Raw genomic sequence first — 16,747 nt, forward strand, 5'->3', positions numbered from 1 at the left:
ACTTATCCTCCGAAAATAAAGGGATAGATCAACAGGAGAATTCCCCCTGCAACTAGAGCAAACCCCATTGGTCGCGTCACTGCTTGACCGATCTGAGGCAATTTTTCCAAAACCATGAACAGAGTCGCCAACCCCATCCAAAGCAAGCTCATGACGCCTCCAACGAAACCCAGCGCCATAAAGCCCCAACAACATCCGACGCAAAAAGCACCCAGCCCCAGGCCCATGCGCAACCCGCCTGTGAAACCGGTTTTCCAATGAACTAGAAAATAGGTCACGGGCGCGTGGCAAACTCCGTGGCAGACCTCTTTCGCGCGGGTGAACTGAAAAGCGCCAACTGCGATCATCAAACCACCGGCCACAAAGCTGGATTTGGCGATGCCCAGCATGTCGACAACGCCACCGAACAGTAAAACCAGCTGAACCCCCGTGATCAGCGCCGCGAACCCGACCCAGACGATGAAATACCCCGCCAGAACGCCCAGCCAACCAGCTCGTGTGCCATTTGCGCTGTGGATCAGGTCATCATAGCTGCGCAAGGTCGGCACAAGGGTCGGCAACATCATTGCGGCCATCATGATGGCCCACATCCAGAACAGCGGGCTAAATTCGGACATCGGCATGTACATATCCATGCGCGGATCCATGGCGGCCATCGCTTGCCCCATTGGGCCGGGGCGCCCGATCCAATCCAGATCCATTCCGCGGCTCATGGTGAACATCATCCACCAGGCCCACAGAATCAGGCTGTAAAACCCAAGCCACAAACCGCTGCGTAGAACTGCGCGACTCATGCGTCCCTCCCGACTCAGTCCTTGCAATTCAAATGTCAGACTTTTAAATGTCAGACAAATAAAATCTTACCAACGGTCCCCGGAATATGAAAATCGACCCACGAAAACCCGCCGATTTGTCTGCGCAAATCGCGCAGGCCATCCGTGATGCCATCATCTCGGGTGAATTGATCGTGGATGAGCGTTTGCCGTCCGAGGCAGAACTGTCCGATCAGTTTCAGGTCTCACGCCCCACGGTGCGCGAGGCATTGAAACGTCTAGCCGCGCAATCCTTGATCCGAACGCAGCGGGGCGCCAGCGGGGGGGCTTTTGTTAATCGGATCAGCTTTGAGGACGCGTATTCGCAGCAAATCACGACCTCAACACTGTTGTTGTCGATGAATGCGGTCAGCTTTGATACTGCCTGCGAGGCCCGATTTTCGTTGGAACGCGCCTGCGCGCCCTTGTCTGCGCAACGCCGTACTTCGGATCAACTGGCCACCATGCGGGCCGAGATTTTCCGTCAGGCACAGCCTGGGCTTTCGGATGAGGCCTTTTGCGCTTCAGACGTCACATTCCATCGGGCCTTGGTAGATGGTGCCGACAACCCGGTGCTCTCTTACCAGTTGGCCGGCGCTGTCGAGGCCATGCAGCCCTTGATGAACATGATCACCTTCACCGCCCGATCGCGTGAACAAATCATCTCCTTGCACAATCAGATTGCCGATGCGCTGGAAGAAAGGGATGCGGCAAAGGTAGATGCAAAACTAGTTGAGCTAGAAGAATACACCCGTAAGCTGGCCCAGGATGTCGCCCAGCAACATCGTAAACCTGCTTGATGAGGGACAGATGACAACAGCTCTGAACGTAATTGCCGCCCTCTTGACCATAGGTTTTGGCCTCTTCGGTTTTCTGGCGCCCGCGTTCACTGCGGCCTCATTGGATTTGACAACAACCGACAGCAACATGGGTCTTAGCGAGATGCGTGCATCAGTCGGTGGTCTATTTGTCGTAACCGGCGCGGTGGTGCTGTGGCTGAACAATCCCATGGCCTATGCCATGTTGGGCGTTGTTTATGCGGGCGCGGCGCTTGGGAGGTTTGTCTCGGTCATTCTTGACAATCCGCCACTCATCAAAGCCATGACATTCGGAGGAATCGAATTGGCCCTGGCGCTGTGGTTGGTCTTGGCGAACATCAACAGGGCCGCGTAAGCGTTTGTTTTTAAAACAAGCGTAGATTTGAATTCCTGGTTTGCATCCACGCGCGCGCTCACCTATATAGGATATGTCTTTCGGGACTATGGACATAAACGCGCTCGTAATAAGCGGATCGGACCCGGGGGCGGTACCCGGCGGCTCCACCAACCATCCTTCGTTTGAGGATTTTGGGGCCGAAATAGGATCGACGAACGTCTAAAGGGGTTAGCTTTGTCTCGGCTGTCTGCCACCGTTACCGGCGAAAATAGTACAATTGCAAACGACAATCGTGCTCCGGTTGCAGTTGCTGCGTAAGCAGTAACAAGACCGAAACTTAAGTCCTTGCGCCTAGCCGCGTAAGGCGGGGTTCGCAGGTACCTGGCAACAGAAACCTGCATTTTCTCCCTAATGTCTGCTGTTTAACCCTGATCTTGTTCACGTTCAGAGTTTATTCACCCTTTGGTCTCATGCTGACCCCGACAAAAAAAGGAGAGTCGGGATGTCCCATACAGATGTCGTCAAAGGATGGTATTCCGAGGTTTGGGAAAACGGGAACCTTGATGCGATAGATCAGTACTTTAGCGCTGATACGATGGCCGAAGGGTTGATCCCCGAAATGCAGGTCGGCGCGGATGATTTTCGCGATCTGGTCATGGCATTTCGTCATGTTCTTGGGGACATCAAGGTCGAAATTCCAAAGATCGTCGAAGATGGGGACTGGGTTTCTGCCATATTGCATGTCAGCACGACGCGGGCCGACAATGGCGCCCCGCTAAAGGCCACGGGCAGTGTGTTCGCGCGGGTCAAGGACGGTCGCATGGTCGAGGCTTATAACCAATTCGACTTCATCTCTTTGTTCGAACAACTCGGGCAGTTTCCGCAAGACACTTTGCCTGTCTGCATGACAGGTCAAAGGCTCGATTGGGCGTAACACGGTTCAGGCAATCTTGACCCTTTTGGCGCTTAGCCGTAAGCAAAGATCATGGGGTAAGATTGCGAACGCCCCGTGAGGCGCCAGCCCAAGTTTCGCATGTATCCGCCCAAAACAGGAGACATGCTATGCCTGCGCCCAATTCAATTACACCTAAACAGCTGATGCGCCTAATCGGAACGCCACAGGCTCCGGTTTTGGTCGACATATGTCTGGATGAGGATTTCGCAGCTGACCCCTATCTAATCCCCGGCTCATTGCGTCATCCCGCCAAAGATATCGACGGGATCGCCGAAAAGATTGGCGACCGTGCGGCTGTCATCATTTGCCAAAAGGGCAAAAAACTCAGCCAAGGGGTTGTCTCTTGGCTGCGCAGCAAAGGTTGTGTGGCGGAATACCTAGAAGGTGGTATGTTTGGCTGGCGGGAAATGCCCGACGCGCCGCGGGTTCCAGCCTCGGCCGTACCATGGCACGAGGGTGGTCGGTCCGTCTGGGTCACGCGTCACCGGCCCAAAATCGATCGGATCGCATGCCCCTGGCTGATCCGCCGCTTTGTCGACCCGGACGCGCAGTTTCTATTTGTGGCACCGTCCGAGGTGCAAGCCACCGCCGAGGCCTTTGACGCAACGCCGTTCGATATAGAGAATACGTTTTGGTCCCACAGACAGGATCGCTGCACCTTTGACACCATGCTGGACGAGTTTCAGCTGCACATGCCCGCGCTTGACCGATTAGCCACGGTCGTTCGGGCCGCCGACACCAATCGCCATGATCTCGCCCCCGAAGCTGCTGGACTATTGGCAATCTCGGTCGGCCTGTCACGTCAATACCGCGATGATCACCAGAACCTCGAGGCTGGGCTGCATCTGTATGACGCGCTGTACCGCTGGGCACGGGACGCGTTTGACGAGGGTCACGACTGGCCAACGGATCGCAAATCATGACGCCATCCCTTTCAGAACTTGTCCGGGTGTTTGGCCGCATCGGGTTGTTGTCGTTCGGAGGGCCGGCCGCGCAAATCTCACTGATGCACCAGGAACTGGTCGAGAAACGCCCGTGGCTGGACGAACAGGCTTATCTGCGCGCCTTGTCCCTGTGCATGCTTCTGCCCGGCCCCGAGGCCATGCAACTGGCCACTTATGCCGGTTGGCGTTTGCGTGGTGTGACTGGCGGGTTGATCGCAGGTGCCCTTTTCGTACTACCGGGTGCGTTTGTCATCGCCATTCTCGTGGGGCTTTATGCTGCGTTTGGCGACCTGCCAGTGGTGCAGGCTGGTTTTTTGGGTGTGAAAGCGACTGTGATTGTCATCGTTCTTCAGGCCCTTAGGAGCCTGTCGCGCAAAGCGCTGACCGATACGCAACACCGTGCGATCGCTGGGTTGGGTTTTCTTGCGATTTTCGCGCTGAACCTTCCCTTTCCGCTGATCATTCTGGCGGCAGCTATCTGGGGCTATGTCACGTTTAACGGCGAGGTCACCACCGCAGATGCACCCCCTGCCCCAAAGGTCAAAGGAATGCTCGGCACCGCCGCAATTTGGCTGGTTCTGTGGCTGGGGCCACTGTTGGCATTGACCTTGGCGGGACAAAAACTGTTGAGCGATCTGGGCTGGTTTTTTGCTCGCCTTGCCGTTGTCACGTTTGGCGGGGCCTATGCCGTTCTGGCCTATATGACCCAGACCGTGGTTGAAAAATATCAATGGGTCAGCACAGATCAGATGATCGACGCGCTGGGTCTGGCCGAAACGACTCCGGGGCCGTTGATTCTGGTGACACAGTTTGTCGCCATGTTGACCGGTCAAATCAACGGCGGGGCGCCGTTTGCGATTGCGGCTGGAGTGGTTGCCCTTTGGGCCACATTTGTACCGTGTTTTCTGTGGATTTTTTTGGCCGCCCCCTATCTGGACCAATTGGCGACCCGTCCAAGGTTGTCCGCCGCGCTGCATGGGATTACTGCCGCTGTGGTAGGTGTGATTCTTAACCTGTCAGTATGGTTCAGCCTGAACGTTCTGTTTCAGACTATTCCCCAACAGTCATGGGGTCCGGTGACCATCCCCAGGCCCGATCCAGCCAGCCTGGATCCTGCCGCTCTGATCCTGACACTATTGGCTGGGCTATTGATTTTTAAGTTTAAATTTGGGATGGCAACAACTCTGGCCATCATGGCCATGATTGGAACGGGAATTCACTTCCTTTGAACAATCCTCGCATACCCGGTCTTTCGTTTCCGTCGAAATCCCCTATGCTGAGAGTAACCACTTTTGAGGATGACACATGTCGCAAGACATCGATTATGGAAACTTGATGCACACCGCGATGCGCGGGCTCATCAAATCCGTTCTGAACAGCGTTGCCGATAATGGCCTGCCCGGGGCGCATCATTTCTTTATCACCTTCGATACGCGTCAGGATGGCGTGGAACTGGCGGATTGGCTGCGCGAGCGGTACCCCGAAGAAATGACAATTGTCATGCAGCACTGGTTCGAAAATCTAGAGGTCGGCGACGAAGGCTTTGCCATCACGCTGAACTTTGGAGACGCACCGGAACCGCTATACATCCCTTATGCGGCGATCAAAACCTTCGTCGACCCATCCGTCGAATTCGGCTTGCGGTTTGAAAGCCCCGATGATGAGGAAGAAGCCGACCCCATCGTCGAAGAATCAATCGAGGTTGAGGAAGGGGCAGATCAACAAGACGCCGAGGTCGTCTCGCTGGACAGTTTCCGCAAATAATTGCTCAATAGACTATTGTTTTTTAAGAAAAGTCTCGACCGAACGGGACTTTTCCCCATTGCGGAACCGCGAAAACGACAGATCCAGACCGCCCTCAGCCAATGTACGGTCGTATTGCTGCAATTCGTAGTCGCCGGTTTCGCCGATAAACAGGGAAAATACGGTTAGAGTATCACCTTGGATCCGGCCCCAGACAAAGGGTTCGCCCTGCATCGGGTCAAGCGGTACTTCGTGTCCGAACACATTGCGTTTCATCGCAGCCGAAAAAACATCTGCCCGGTCGGACTGTTTGAAATCAATCGAGAATTTCTGTTCCTTGATGCGGCCATCCGCCTTGTAGGTCGTTGTCGTCCAACTGATGTTAAAACCGTTCTTCATCTCGTGAATCGACACGCTCATGTCGCGTGGCGTTTCGGTACCGTCATCATCGACAACACTTGCAGATCCAACATAGTCGCCGACAAAAGGCGAAATATCCGCCGCTTGGACAGGAACGCCAGATAATGCGATCAAAAACAGGAAGCCCAGCGAAAAGACTATATATTTCAAGAAATAAGTCTGAACCAATTTGCCCACCGGAGCCTCCAATTTGGTGATCCTATTATTGTAGCGGACACGTATGCACGCACAATGCGTTTCACAAGAAATTTCACCGTCCCTTCCACCTATACCTCTGGCACCCTTAAGTTTATGGTGCGCGCAACTGGCCGATTGCTCTGCAACTATGTTGCGGGTAAATGGCATACGAACGTATACACTACGGAGTGACAGATGTCTCAGACCCGCACCGAATCCGACAGCTTTGGCCCGTTGGAGGTTCCTTCTGACAAGTATTGGGGTGCCCAAACGCAGCGATCGATCATGAACTTCCCGATCGGTTGGGAAAAGCAACCCGTTGCCATCGTGCGCGCGCTGGGCGTGATCAAAAAAGCCTGTGCGATGGAAAACAAAGCCATAGGTAAGCTGGATGCAAAGATCGCGGATGCCATCATTCAGGCCGCTGGCGAAGTGATCGAAGGCAAGTTTGACGACAATTTTCCTCTGGTCGTCTGGCAGACCGGTTCGGGTACGCAGTCGAACATGAACTCGAACGAGGTGATCGCCAACCGCGCGATCGAAATCCTCGGCGGCGTTATTGGTTCGAAAGAGCCTGTTCACCCCAACGACCACTGCAACATGGGCCAATCGTCGAACGACACCTTCCCCACAGCCATGCATATCGCCACCGCGATGAGCGTGCGCGATGTGCTGTTGCCGGGTCTTGAAAAATTCGCTTCGGCGCTGGAAGCCAAAGCAAAAGAGTTTGCAGGCATCATCAAAATCGGCCGGACCCATACTCAGGACGCGACGCCACTGACGCTGGAACAGGAATTTGGCGGTTATGCGCACCAGATCCGTCAGGGTATCGCCCGTGTCCAAGCGTCGATGCCTGGAATTTATGAACTGGCGCAAGGTGGTACGGCTGTTGGTACTGGCCTGAACACCCATAACGGCTGGGATGAGGCCGTGGCCAAGAACATGGCAGACATCACCGGCCTGCCCTTCATCACCGCACCGAACAAGTTCGAGGCACTGGCCGCCCATGACGCCATGGTGTTCCTGTCGGGCGCTTTGGCGACCATCGCGGGCTCTTGCTACAAAATCGCCAACGACATCCGTCTGCTGGGTTCCGGCCCACGTTCTGGTCTGGGTGAGTTGATCTTGCCGGAAAACGAACCTGGCTCGTCAATCATGCCGGGTAAGGTGAACCCAACACAGGCCGAGGCGCTGACCCAAGTGGCCGCGCATGTCATGGGCAATGACGCAGCGATGAAGTTTGCCGGTTCGCAAGGTCACTTCCAGCTGAACGTCTATAACCCGATGATGTCCTACAACCTGCTGCAATCGATTCAACTGCTGGGCGACGCAACCGACAGCTTTACCGAGCGGATGCTGCTGGGCATCAAGGCTAACGAGCCGCGCATCGACAAGCTGATGAAGGAATCGCTGATGCTGGTGACCGCTCTAGCCCCGACGATTGGCTATGACAACGCCACAAAGGTTGCCAAAACCGCACACAAAAACGGCACCACCCTCAAGGAAGAGGCCATCGCGCTGGGCTTTGTGGATGAAGAGACCTTTGACGCCGTTGTCCGCCCCGAACATATGATCGGCCCGAAAGACTGATGGGTAAGCCGGTCAATCTGAACCGGTACAGAAAAGCAAAGGCTCGGGCCGAGAAAAAGGCCCGCGCCGACCAGAACGCTGTCAAATTCGGGCGCAGCAAGGTCGAAAAGGTCGAGGCCAAGTTCGAACAGGACAAACAGCGCCGCGACATGGACAATCACGAGTTGGATGAATGAGCGGTCGCCCGGTCAAACGCTCACTGACTTTAAAAGGTCATCGTACTTCGGTGTCCCTTGAGGATGAGTTCTGGCAAGCCTTTCGCGACATTTCGAAAGAAAAAGAAATGGCAATAAATGCGTTGGCGGCTGAGATTGACGTCGAACGTGACCCCGATATCGGTCTAGCTTCAGCCATTCGAGTTTATGTTCTGAATTGGTATCGCACCCGCGATTGATGCTTGTCAGCTTGTTTCCTTTGCATGTACCCTGATCCGGAACAAAAGGGGTACATCATATGAGCAAGACTGTAACCGGACCCGATGGACAACCGCGCTGCGCTTGGTGCCAAGCCGCCCCTGAGTTCTTTGAGTATCACGATCAAGAATGGGGCTATCCGGTCGCGGACGATCAGCGATTGTTCGAAAAGCTGTGCCTTGAAAGCTTTCAGTCCGGACTTAGTTGGCGAACAATACTGAACAAGCGCGAGAATTTTCGCAAAGCGTTTAATCAATTCGATTTTAACGCTGTAGCTGCATTTACTAATGCAGACATCGAGCGTCTCTTACAGAACGAAGGCATCATACGTCATCGCGGCAAGATCGAGGCCGTGATCAACAACGCCCGCTGCGCGCAGGACCTTATCGTGGCCGAGGGGTCTCTGGCCGCTTATGTGTGGCGATACGAGGCCGACAACCCGCCTGCGCCGCAAACTGCGTCAACCTCGGCCGAGTCCATTGCAATGTCGAAGGATTTGAAAAAACGCGGTTGGAAGTTTGTTGGTCCAACCACGGTATTTGCTTTCATGCAGGCCATGGGGTTGATCAACGACCACGCAATCGGCTGTACCATGCGTGAAAAAGCGGCGCAGATGCGCCGCGAATTCATCAAGCCGGAATAGCGCCTCTTAGACCGAGGCGCGGAAGATCTTGTCGATATTGCCGCCCAGAGCCGTATTGAACTCGGCGTCTGATTGCTGTTTGGACAGCCCTTCGGTCAACGCGCGCGAAAACGACGCAATCATCTTGCCGTTCTGGTTCAGCAGATCACAGGCTTGCTCGGTCGAATAACCACCAGACAAGGCCACTACGCGGACAACACGAGGGTGGTCGGCCAGTTCGTCGAACAGGTTGGCATTGGTGGGGATGGTCAGTTTAAGCATGATGTCCTGCCCCTCGTCCAGTTGATCGAGGTTCTTCAGGATTTCGGCCTTCAGAATATCCTCGGCCTCGGCCTTGGTGGCGGAATTGATGTTCACTTCGGGCTCGACAATCGGAACCATGCCTGCGGCAACAACCACGCGCGCGACGTCAAATTGCTGGGCAACTACGGCGGCAATTCCTTCGGCGTTGGCTTCATGGATCACCGAGCGTTCCTTGGTGCCGAACACGCCATCCACCTTGGCCAGTGTTTCCGCCAGGCCAGGAATCGGTTTCATCATCTGTACACCGTTGGCCTGATCTTCCAGACCCTTGTCGATCTTCAGGAACGGCACGATACCTTTCTGCGACCACAGGTAATCGGCGACTTTGCGGCCATCGATTTCCTCGCCCAGCGTGCGTTCGAACAGGATCGCGCCGATCACTTTGTCCTTGGTAAAGTCGTCAGCCAGAATAATGCGGGCGCGCATCTTCTGGATTTCACCGAACATTTCCTCGTCCGAGCTATAGTCCGAGGCCTCAACCCCATAAAGAGCCAGCGCCTTGGGCGTCGACCCGCCGCTTTGATCCAGGGCCGCAATGAAACCCGCGCCGTTGGACATCTGCTCGCGCTGTTCTGCTTTGGACATAAGACTTTCCCGTTTAACAATGATTCCGCATTTTGCACTCGCATACAGCAAGGCGGCGGGCGATGGTAGCGTGTTAGCGCTCAACCACGCGCAGCCAGATGCCATCTTTGGACCGCACCGTCAGATGCGCCACTGGCACTGGTGTGCGATCTTCAACCAGTTCGAACCGGAAATTTCGCAACAACATCGACAACAGCAATGGCCCTTCGACCATGGCGAACCCGGCCCCGGTACACACGCGGGGACCGGCGGAAAACGGGATATATGCGTGGCGCTGGCAGGTTTTCCCATTTTCGGTAGACCATCGAGTAGGATCGAAATCATCGGGTCGATCCCACAAACGCTCTTGCCGATGCAGGTGCCAGGGGCTGATGACGATCTGCGCGCCTTTGGGAATGTCCCGCCCCCGGAATTGTTCGGGGCACGTCGCCTCGCGCACCATCATCGGTACCGGAGGGTACAGGCGCAGCGCCTCGCGAAATACATCGCGGCTGAGCTTCACTCTGGACACTGCGCTAAAGCTGGGATCATTCAGAATATCCGCCTCAGCGCTTAGTTTTTCCTGCCATTTGGGGTAAAGCGCCATCAAATACAGCGTCCAGGCCAGAGCTGATGCACTGGTTTCATGCCCAGCCAGGAAAAAGATGGCGACCTGATCCACCATCTCCTGCATGTCGAAACAATGACCGGTTTTCGGATCAGGTGTGGTCATGATCTTGGTTGCCAAGTCGTCCGGCGCCTGACCCGTGGCGATCAGATCGGCACGCTCTGCTATTAGACGCGAAATCAAAGCCCGGATATCCTGCGCGTTTCTGCGTGTATTGCGCGCATGCAACCGGGGCACCCACTTCGGTACCGGAATAAAGGCCGCCAGGTTCAACAAAGGCTGTTGCCGCTGATAGGCTCGGAACTTTTCGAACACCTGCGCGGCTACTTCATGTTCAATCGGAACTGAGAACAGCGTTCGGAAAATCACGTCCGCCGCGGCGTGGCTGGTAACCTCCTCGCATTCAATCACCTGCCCCGCTTGCGCTTTCAACCGCGTGACACAGGCTTGCGCGGCTTCAAGCATGGCTGGGAACGTGTCTTTCAACCGCCCGCCTTCAAAGGCCGGGTCGATGATGCGGCGCTGCCGTTTCCAGGTCTCACCATTGGTCAGAAAGACCGAGTCACCCAATAACGGGCGCAACCCCTCGCTTATGCGACCAGATTTCGGGAAATCGTCGGGGCGCTGCTTAAGGACGGTTTCCACAAGCTCGGGCTGGTTGATCATGTAGGACCGAAAGAACGGGGTTCGAAACTCGGCCATCCAGGCCCGGTACAGGCGCTGTGGCTGGGCCGATAACAGGTCCTTGCGAAACAGTTTCAGATAGCGCCACAGAGAGACCTTATCCGGGCGGGATGTTGGTTTGGGCGGCTTCACGGAAGAACCGACCTGTATTTCGAAACCGGCTGGTCGATACGCGATTTTGACGGATCACGGCCTTGAAACCTTTGCGCCAATGAAAGCGGCCCTGCGGTAACGCGGAAATAGTCATAATCGCTGGGGCGATCAAACGCGCAGAGATACTGAAAATGCAGCCGGAAAAACCGCCAGCGCAGCTCGTGCCAGCGTTCTGGCGACAGAGTCTGTGTAAAGGCCGCGGACAGCACCAGCGGCCAACGTTTTTGATCGGGGGCAACGCCACTGACGCCCACTGGGTCACATAGAGCAAAGGCACACCCATCCCCCGGGGCGGACACGTCAACCCAGGTGAGTTCACTTCGGGTCGACAGAAATTGCAGATCGGTGCGCAAATCCCTGGCGTCCGGCAGGAATGAGACCATAGGCACCACCTGCCCAAGGCTTAGAAAGGACAGGATCGGGCCGTCACCGGGAAGGTTTTGCGAACGGATCAGATCAGCCAGTACTATCACACCCAGATGCGCCCCCGATGAATGGCCAACGACCAGAACCTCATCCACATCCGTCTCAAGTGCGCGTTGAATATGTTTGGTAAATTCGGCCAGACGTGACCGTAACTCGGCTGGGGTGGAGCCGTTCGAAGCAGCCGAATAGGCATAATCATGCATCAGGTAGTACGCAAACAAGCGATTATCGATCTTGCGAAACCAATGCAGCAAGCCATAAGCGGCCGCTATTGCCGGCACCAACGCTACCCACCCAGCAACAGGCCATAGCAACGCCGCAAATATCCACAGCACGCCTAGCGACAAGGCCAATTGCGCAATCAGCATGCCGACAGGATACAACGCTGCAATCACTGGCCCTTTGCGCAAGCGCATAAGGCGCCACAATGCCCCTGACCCAATGTAAATCCAGGCCGTGCGCACAAGCTGCAAGTAGGCCGCGGGGATCGAATTCGACATGCTGTCGCGCACGATGTCCGACCAGACCAAGACCTCGATATCTGCCTCGACGTCGACGCCATCCTGGAGGGAGCGGACATGCCAGCCGTACGGACCGTCACCTGACTTGGGCGACAGTGAGATCTCGTAGCCTGAGATTTCCGCCTGCGCCCGACCTTCTTTTCGGTACAGCTCTCGGTATCGCCGAGGGTGAATCGGATCGTAGCCGGGTATGTAGAAAACCCGACGCCGTCTTACCTGAGGCTGATTTGTGTGACTGCTCATGGCCTTACCTTCTGCGGCGCAGGTTAACGCAGCCTTGCCGCCAAGGTAAGTCAGATCATCCGAAATTGGCGAGTGCGGGGAAGGTTTCCAGCAGCCACCAGCTGAACTCGGTGAACAGGCCAGTGATCAGCATGATGCCGACGAACAGCAGCAGACCCCCCATGACCATTTCAATCGTACCCATGTAAGGCTTGATCCGGTTCATCACTGACATCGACCGGTTCAGGAACATCGCGGCCAGTAGGAACGGAATACCCAGACCTGCCGCATAAACACCCAGCAACAACGTACCCCGCGCCACCGAGGACTCGGACGCCGCCAGCGACAGGATCGCACCCAGTTGCGGTCCGATGCACGGAGTCCAGCCGAACGCAAAGGCCAGACCCAGGATATAGGCACCAAAGACTGAGCCGCCGGAATCTCCGGTTTCGATCCGCGCCTCACGATCCAGGAAAGGAATGCGGAAAACATTCAGGAAATGCAGACCAAAGACAATCACCACTGCACCGGAGAGTTTGGCGAAAAGCACCTGGTTCTGCAGCACGAATACCCCAAAGGCCGATGCTGTGAACCCCAATAACAAGAACACCGTGGACAGACCCAGCACAAAGAACAGCGCCGACATCGTCGCCTTACGCCGCGCACGCGCCTCATCCTGCATCTCGTTGATGGTCACACCGCTCATATACGCCAGATAAGGTGGCACGATGGGCAGAACGCAAGGCGACAAGAAGCTGATCAGCCCGCCCAGCATCGCGATGAACATGGCGGGCAGCAGGCCCGCGTCTATGATATCAATTCCGAACATAAATCAGCACATATGGTATCAACCCCGCCACGTCACGGGGCCATTCGGTCACATCCCCGTGCTTGGACGCTGGACACTGCGTCAACTTGGAAATATCTGCACATTATGTCTAGCCCCACTGAAACATTGGATGCGCTGGGTCTTTTGTGCCCTTTGCCCGTCCTGAAAGCCAGAAAACGCCTTAAATCTATGCCCTCGGGGGCAATTTTGCGCGTGTTGGCCGATGATCCTGCCGCCATCATCGATGTTCCGCATTTCTGCACCGAAAGTGGGCACCAGCTGGTGTCACAAGAGGATGCGGACGGACATCAGATCTACCTGATACAAAAATCAGGCTGAGGTGGAAACACGTCTGGTTCAAGAAAAAGGCGGGCTCAAAGCCCGCCTTTCTTTTTTATTGTCCCAAGGACCACCACCCGCGCCGTTTCGGCTTGGGCGGTTCGCTGGGTTGCTCAGACTCTTCCGCCACAACTTCCAGAACAGGCTCAGGCGTTTCTGCAACCGGCTCTTCCAGCGCTACTTCGACTTCAGCGGTCTGGACAGTCTCGGCAACCTCTTCCACAGCTTCTTCAGCTTCGACGGCAACTTCGGTAATCACTTCTGTCTCGGTTACCGCATCCGCTGTCGGCGCATCGGCTTCCGCTGAAACTGGTTCGGTCACCACCTCAGCAGCTTCGGGCTGTTCAACGGCTTGTTCCGGCGCAGGTTCTTCTGCAGCGGTTTCCTCTGCCTGCTTAGCGACTGCTTCCTCAGCTTTATCAGCGGGTGTTTCGTCAGTTGCTTCAACCGTTTCCGCGTCCTTCTTACGACGGCGCGGCGCACGGCGGCGTTTCGGTTTTTCAGCCTTTTCTTCCGCAGCGGGTTCTTCGGATTGAGCCTCAGCCGATGCTTCATCCGTAGCTTCGGCTGCGGTCTCACCGTCCTCTGCACCAGTTTCAGGCGTATCCCCCGAGCCGTTGCTTTTCTTACGACGACGGCGACGACGTTTGCGCTTGGGCTTAGCCTCTTCTTCGGCCTGAACCGCCGTTTCTTCTTCGGCGGCTTCGTCCTCGTCCGCATCCACTAGATCCATCAGCGTTGCGTCCACGGATACAACCGGTGCTGTCGCCTCGGGCACGATACGGCTGGCGGTCTTAAACTTCTCCATCGAGAAATCGGGACTGACCAGATGCACGTCGCCTTCGATGCGAACTGACAAGCCATAACGTGCTTCGATCTGCGCAATATGTTCCCGCTTTTGGTTCATCAGGAAGTTAGAGATACTGACCGGGCAGCGCACCAGAACCTCGCGCGAGCGGCGGCGAGTGCCCTCCTCTTCGATCTGACGCAGGATGGTCAGTGCCATGTTGTCATCCGACCGGATCAATCCGGTGCCATGACAGGACGGGCACGGCTGTGTTGTCGCCTCCAGCATGCCAGGGCGCAGACGCTGTCGGCTCATCTCCATCAGGCCAAAGCCGGATATCCGACCCACCTGAATACGCGCGCGGTCTGTCTTGAGCTTGTCTTTCAAACGCTTTTCAACGGCCGAGTTGTTCTTACGCTCGTCCATGTCGATAAAGTCGATGACAATCAGACCAGCAAGATCGCGCAACCGAAGTTGCCGCGCCACTTCTTCAGCGGCCTCAAGATTGGTCTTAAGCGCGGTTTCCTCGATCGAGCCTTCCTTGGTTGCCCGGCCCGAGTTCACGTCGATCGCCACCAACGCTTCGGTCACGCCGATCACGATATACCCGCCGGACTTCAGCTGCACCGTCGGGTTGAACATGCCGGTCAGATAGCTTTCGACCTGATAGCGTGCGAACAGCGGCAGTGCGTCTTCATACCGTTTCACGTTCTTCGCGTGGGACGGCATGATCATTTTCATGAAGTCCTTGGCGATGCGGTAACCGCCTTCACCCTCGACCAGAACCTCATCAATCTCACGATTATAGAGATCGCGGATCGACCGTTTGATCAGGTCGCCCTCTTCATAAATCTTGGCGGGCGCGATGGACTTCAGCGTCAGCTCGCGGATCTGCTCCCACATGCGCTGCAGATACTCATAGTCGCGTTTGATTTCGGACTTGGTGCGCTTGGCCCCCGCAGTCCGAATGATCAGGCCCGCACCAGTCGGCACGTCAATTTCAGCCGCGATTTCCTTTAGTTTCTTACGATCCGGGGCATTGGTGATCTTGCGGCTGATGCCACCGCCACGCGCGGTGTTGGGCATCAGAACGCAATAGCGACCCGCTAGCGACAGGTATGTGGTCAACGCGGCGCCCTTGTTGCCACGCTCTTCCTTGACGACTTGAACCAGCAGAACCTGGCGTACCTTGATCACTTCTTGAATCTTGTACCGGCGCGGACGCGGCTTGCGAGGCGGACGGATGTCCTCGCTGTCGTCCTCATCAGCAACTGACTCAATGCTATCATCCTTAGCCGATGCGTCTGAACGAGGTTTTTCTTCGGCCTCGTCTTCGTCTTCGGCGTCGGTTTTGGTGGCTTCCGCAGCAGGCGCGTCGTCTGCGTTGTCGTCCGCAGCGCTTTCGGCTTCAGCCTCCCCTTCAGGAGAGGCATCTTTTGCCTCAACGTCAGCAGTTTCTTCTACAGGCTCCGCAGATACTTCTTCCGTGGCGGCTTCCTCAGCCTCAGCAGCAGGCTCCTCCGCGGTCGCAGGCTCTTCTGCCTCAGCGGCAGGTGCCTCAACTTCATCCGAGGCTTCTGCGTCATCGCTGGGTTCCTCAACCGGCGTCTCAGCGACATGATCCATCGGAGAGGTGCCTTCTGGAACAGACAGATCAGCCCCTTCTTCGCCCTCATCCAGATCAATCGTTTCCATGCCTGTTGGCTCAGACGAAACCTCGATGGATTCGACTGCGTCGTCGGATTTCACATCCGCCGCCTTGGTCCGCGACCGGGACCGGCGCTTTTTAGGCTTGGCTTCTTCCGCCTCGTCCCGCGCCTTCATAGCCTCGGCGTAGGCGCGCTCTTCTTCCATCAGCGCTTCGCGGTCGGCGACCGGAATCTGATAGTAATCCGGGTGGATTTCCGAGAACGCGAGGAACCCATGCCGGTTCCCGCCGTAATCCACAAAGGCCGCCTGAAGGGACGGTTCTACTCGCGTAACTTTTGCTAGATAGATATTGCCAGCAAGCTGACGTTTGTTTTCGGACTCAAAATCGAACTCCTCGACCTTGTTTCCGTCGACCACCACAACGCGGGTTTCCTCCGCGTGGGTGGCATCGATAAGCATTTTCTTAGCCATTTGTCCTTGGTGCACCGCGCCAAACGCGTTTTCCTTACCCGTCCGGGTGGACAGGCGCTTTTGGGGTGGTGTCTTGTCAGGGCGATATTGGACGGCGCGCGGCAGGGTCTGGCGCTTTGGCCCCCTGCCCGTACACTCGATCGTTGCGCGCGCGTCATCGCGGTTCTTCTCCGACAGGCGCGGAATGCCGCGTCCTGCCCATTTTTTCCTTTCGCCCGCTCAGGCGGGCTCAGGCGTTCAACTGCCCGGTTAAGGGCATAATCGGTCTGCTTTGCCTCGTGGGGATCATCACCATCCGCGGCAGAGCAGCGAAACTCA

At 56.1% G+C, this 16,747-nt stretch carries 18 protein-coding genes and 1 other RNA gene; 12 read left to right on the top strand and 7 right to left on the bottom strand.

The features are described 5' to 3' along the window. Nucleotides 1-2: 2 nt before the first annotated feature. Nucleotides 3-794 (bottom strand): DUF2182 domain-containing protein, encoded by a 792-nt coding sequence (locus ACR0AL_RS03425; protein WP_480661961.1) that lies wholly within the window; start codon nucleotides 792-794, stop codon nucleotides 3-5. Nucleotides 795-880: 86 nt separating this feature from the next. On the opposite strand from ACR0AL_RS03425, the gene ACR0AL_RS03430 reads away from it, so the two are divergent. From ACR0AL_RS03430 to ACR0AL_RS03460, 7 genes are all read left to right on the top strand, one after another. Further along, nucleotides 881-1,612 (top strand): FadR/GntR family transcriptional regulator, encoded by a 732-nt coding sequence (locus ACR0AL_RS03430; RefSeq protein ID WP_170348632.1) that lies wholly within the window; start codon nucleotides 881-883, stop codon nucleotides 1,610-1,612. A 10-nt stretch (nucleotides 1,613-1,622) separates the two neighbouring features. Further along, nucleotides 1,623-1,985 carry a DUF4345 family protein gene (locus tag ACR0AL_RS03435; protein WP_480661963.1) on the top strand — a complete coding sequence of 121 codons (363 nt, stop codon included), beginning with the start codon at nucleotides 1,623-1,625 and terminating at the stop codon, nucleotides 1,983-1,985. Nucleotides 1,986-2,021: 36 nt separating this feature from the next. Further along, nucleotides 2,022-2,369: a transfer-messenger RNA gene (gene ssrA, locus ACR0AL_RS03440) on the top strand. A 100-nt stretch (nucleotides 2,370-2,469) separates the two neighbouring features. After that, the gene (locus tag ACR0AL_RS03445; RefSeq protein WP_170348630.1) at nucleotides 2,470-2,901 is read left to right on the top strand and encodes an ester cyclase; all 432 of its coding nucleotides are present in this window, start codon (nucleotides 2,470-2,472) and stop codon (nucleotides 2,899-2,901) included. A 128-nt stretch (nucleotides 2,902-3,029) separates the two neighbouring features. Further along, on the top strand, nucleotides 3,030-3,845 hold the full coding sequence (locus ACR0AL_RS03450; protein WP_480661965.1) for a chromate resistance protein ChrB domain-containing protein: 816 nt from the start codon (nucleotides 3,030-3,032) through the stop codon (nucleotides 3,843-3,845). Beyond that, nucleotides 3,842-5,095, top strand: a complete 1,254-nt coding sequence (gene chrA, locus ACR0AL_RS03455) for a chromate efflux transporter (protein ID WP_480661967.1) — start codon at nucleotides 3,842-3,844, stop codon at nucleotides 5,093-5,095. Before ACR0AL_RS03450 ends, chrA begins: the two co-directional genes overlap by 4 nt. A gap of 76 nt (nucleotides 5,096-5,171) precedes the next feature. Further along, nucleotides 5,172-5,630 (top strand): SspB family protein, encoded by a 459-nt coding sequence (locus ACR0AL_RS03460; protein ID WP_170348627.1) that lies wholly within the window; start codon nucleotides 5,172-5,174, stop codon nucleotides 5,628-5,630. A gap of 12 nt (nucleotides 5,631-5,642) precedes the next feature. On the opposite strand, the gene ACR0AL_RS03465 is transcribed toward ACR0AL_RS03460, so the two are convergent. Continuing rightward, nucleotides 5,643-6,170 carry a PH domain-containing protein gene (locus ACR0AL_RS03465; protein WP_226688805.1) on the bottom strand — a complete coding sequence of 176 codons (528 nt, stop codon included), beginning with the start codon at nucleotides 6,168-6,170 and terminating at the stop codon, nucleotides 5,643-5,645. Between the two features lie 231 nt (nucleotides 6,171-6,401). Between ACR0AL_RS03465 and fumC the strand changes: the two genes are divergently transcribed. From fumC to ACR0AL_RS03485, 4 genes are read left to right on the top strand one after another with little or no spacing between them, the layout of a single operon-like run. Then, entirely contained in the window at nucleotides 6,402-7,796 is a 1,395-nt protein-coding gene (fumC, locus tag ACR0AL_RS03470) for a class II fumarate hydratase (protein WP_170348625.1), read from the top strand. After that, nucleotides 7,796-7,972 (top strand): DUF4169 family protein, encoded by a 177-nt coding sequence (locus tag ACR0AL_RS03475; RefSeq protein ID WP_170348624.1) that lies wholly within the window; start codon nucleotides 7,796-7,798, stop codon nucleotides 7,970-7,972. The genes fumC and ACR0AL_RS03475 overlap by 1 nt, the downstream gene beginning before the upstream one ends. Beyond that, nucleotides 7,969-8,190 carry a ribbon-helix-helix domain-containing protein gene (locus ACR0AL_RS03480; RefSeq protein ID WP_170348623.1) on the top strand — a complete coding sequence of 74 codons (222 nt, stop codon included), beginning with the start codon at nucleotides 7,969-7,971 and terminating at the stop codon, nucleotides 8,188-8,190. Before ACR0AL_RS03475 ends, ACR0AL_RS03480 begins: the two co-directional genes overlap by 4 nt. Nucleotides 8,191-8,249: 59 nt before the next feature. After that, the gene (locus tag ACR0AL_RS03485; protein WP_480661969.1) at nucleotides 8,250-8,852 is read left to right on the top strand and encodes a DNA-3-methyladenine glycosylase I; all 603 of its coding nucleotides are present in this window, start codon (nucleotides 8,250-8,252) and stop codon (nucleotides 8,850-8,852) included. 6 nt (nucleotides 8,853-8,858) lie between these two features. Here the strand turns inward: ACR0AL_RS03485 and ACR0AL_RS03490 are convergent, their stop codons facing one another. The 4 genes from ACR0AL_RS03490 to ACR0AL_RS03505 all read right to left on the bottom strand — a co-directional run bounded on the left by ACR0AL_RS03490 (nucleotide 8,859) and on the right by ACR0AL_RS03505 (nucleotide 13,182). Beyond that, the gene (locus ACR0AL_RS03490; RefSeq protein WP_170348621.1) at nucleotides 8,859-9,740 is read right to left on the bottom strand and encodes a fructose bisphosphate aldolase; all 882 of its coding nucleotides are present in this window, start codon (nucleotides 9,738-9,740) and stop codon (nucleotides 8,859-8,861) included. A gap of 73 nt (nucleotides 9,741-9,813) precedes the next feature. Then, entirely contained in the window at nucleotides 9,814-11,163 is a 1,350-nt protein-coding gene (locus tag ACR0AL_RS03495; RefSeq protein WP_480661971.1) for a cytochrome P450, read from the bottom strand. Further along, the gene (locus ACR0AL_RS03500; RefSeq protein WP_480661973.1) at nucleotides 11,160-12,374 is read right to left on the bottom strand and encodes a hypothetical protein; all 1,215 of its coding nucleotides are present in this window, start codon (nucleotides 12,372-12,374) and stop codon (nucleotides 11,160-11,162) included. Before ACR0AL_RS03500 ends, ACR0AL_RS03495 begins: the two co-directional genes overlap by 4 nt. 55 nt (nucleotides 12,375-12,429) lie before the next feature. Then, complete coding sequence (locus ACR0AL_RS03505; protein WP_480661975.1) at nucleotides 12,430-13,182, bottom strand: cytochrome c biogenesis CcdA family protein; 753 nt, start codon at nucleotides 13,180-13,182, stop codon at nucleotides 12,430-12,432. A 105-nt stretch (nucleotides 13,183-13,287) separates the two neighbouring features. On the opposite strand from ACR0AL_RS03505, the gene ACR0AL_RS03510 reads away from it, so the two are divergent. After that, nucleotides 13,288-13,521: a sulfurtransferase TusA family protein gene (locus ACR0AL_RS03510; RefSeq protein ID WP_170348617.1), complete on the top strand. Its 234-nt coding sequence runs from the start codon at nucleotides 13,288-13,290 to the stop codon at nucleotides 13,519-13,521. A 55-nt stretch (nucleotides 13,522-13,576) separates the two neighbouring features. Here ACR0AL_RS03510 and ACR0AL_RS03515 read toward each other — a convergent pair whose 3' ends face one another. Further along, nucleotides 13,577-16,429 (bottom strand): Rne/Rng family ribonuclease, encoded by a 2,853-nt coding sequence (locus ACR0AL_RS03515; protein WP_480661977.1) that lies wholly within the window; start codon nucleotides 16,427-16,429, stop codon nucleotides 13,577-13,579. Nucleotides 16,430-16,747: the final 318 nt, after the last annotated feature.

Source organism: Ruegeria sp. BB1, from assembly GCF_056539465.1.

Coding starts and splice junctions, on each gene's coding strand:
- ACR0AL_RS03515 (WP_480661977.1), bottom strand. CDS start 16,429: ATGGCTAAGAAAATGCTTATCGATGCCACCCACGCGGAGGAAACCCGC.
- ACR0AL_RS03435 (WP_480661963.1), top strand. CDS start 1,623: ATGACAACAGCTCTGAACGTAATTGCCGCCCTCTTGACCATAGGTTTT.
- ACR0AL_RS03490 (WP_170348621.1), bottom strand. CDS start 9,740: ATGTCCAAAGCAGAACAGCGCGAGCAGATGTCCAACGGCGCGGGTTTC.
- ACR0AL_RS03445 (WP_170348630.1), top strand. CDS start 2,470: ATGTCCCATACAGATGTCGTCAAAGGATGGTATTCCGAGGTTTGGGAA.
- ACR0AL_RS03475 (WP_170348624.1), top strand. CDS start 7,796: ATGGGTAAGCCGGTCAATCTGAACCGGTACAGAAAAGCAAAGGCTCGG.
- ACR0AL_RS03460 (WP_170348627.1), top strand. CDS start 5,172: ATGTCGCAAGACATCGATTATGGAAACTTGATGCACACCGCGATGCGC.
- ACR0AL_RS03505 (WP_480661975.1), bottom strand. CDS start 13,182: ATGTTCGGAATTGATATCATAGACGCGGGCCTGCTGCCCGCCATGTTC.
- ACR0AL_RS03500 (WP_480661973.1), bottom strand. CDS start 12,374: ATGAGCAGTCACACAAATCAGCCTCAGGTAAGACGGCGTCGGGTTTTC.
- ACR0AL_RS03480 (WP_170348623.1), top strand. CDS start 7,969: ATGAGCGGTCGCCCGGTCAAACGCTCACTGACTTTAAAAGGTCATCGT.
- ACR0AL_RS03430 (WP_170348632.1), top strand. CDS start 881: ATGAAAATCGACCCACGAAAACCCGCCGATTTGTCTGCGCAAATCGCG.
- ACR0AL_RS03450 (WP_480661965.1), top strand. CDS start 3,030: ATGCCTGCGCCCAATTCAATTACACCTAAACAGCTGATGCGCCTAATC.
- ACR0AL_RS03425 (WP_480661961.1), bottom strand. CDS start 794: ATGAGTCGCGCAGTTCTACGCAGCGGTTTGTGGCTTGGGTTTTACAGC.
- ACR0AL_RS03510 (WP_170348617.1), top strand. CDS start 13,288: ATGTCTAGCCCCACTGAAACATTGGATGCGCTGGGTCTTTTGTGCCCT.
- fumC (WP_170348625.1), top strand. CDS start 6,402: ATGTCTCAGACCCGCACCGAATCCGACAGCTTTGGCCCGTTGGAGGTT.
- ACR0AL_RS03485 (WP_480661969.1), top strand. CDS start 8,250: ATGAGCAAGACTGTAACCGGACCCGATGGACAACCGCGCTGCGCTTGG.
- chrA (WP_480661967.1), top strand. CDS start 3,842: ATGACGCCATCCCTTTCAGAACTTGTCCGGGTGTTTGGCCGCATCGGG.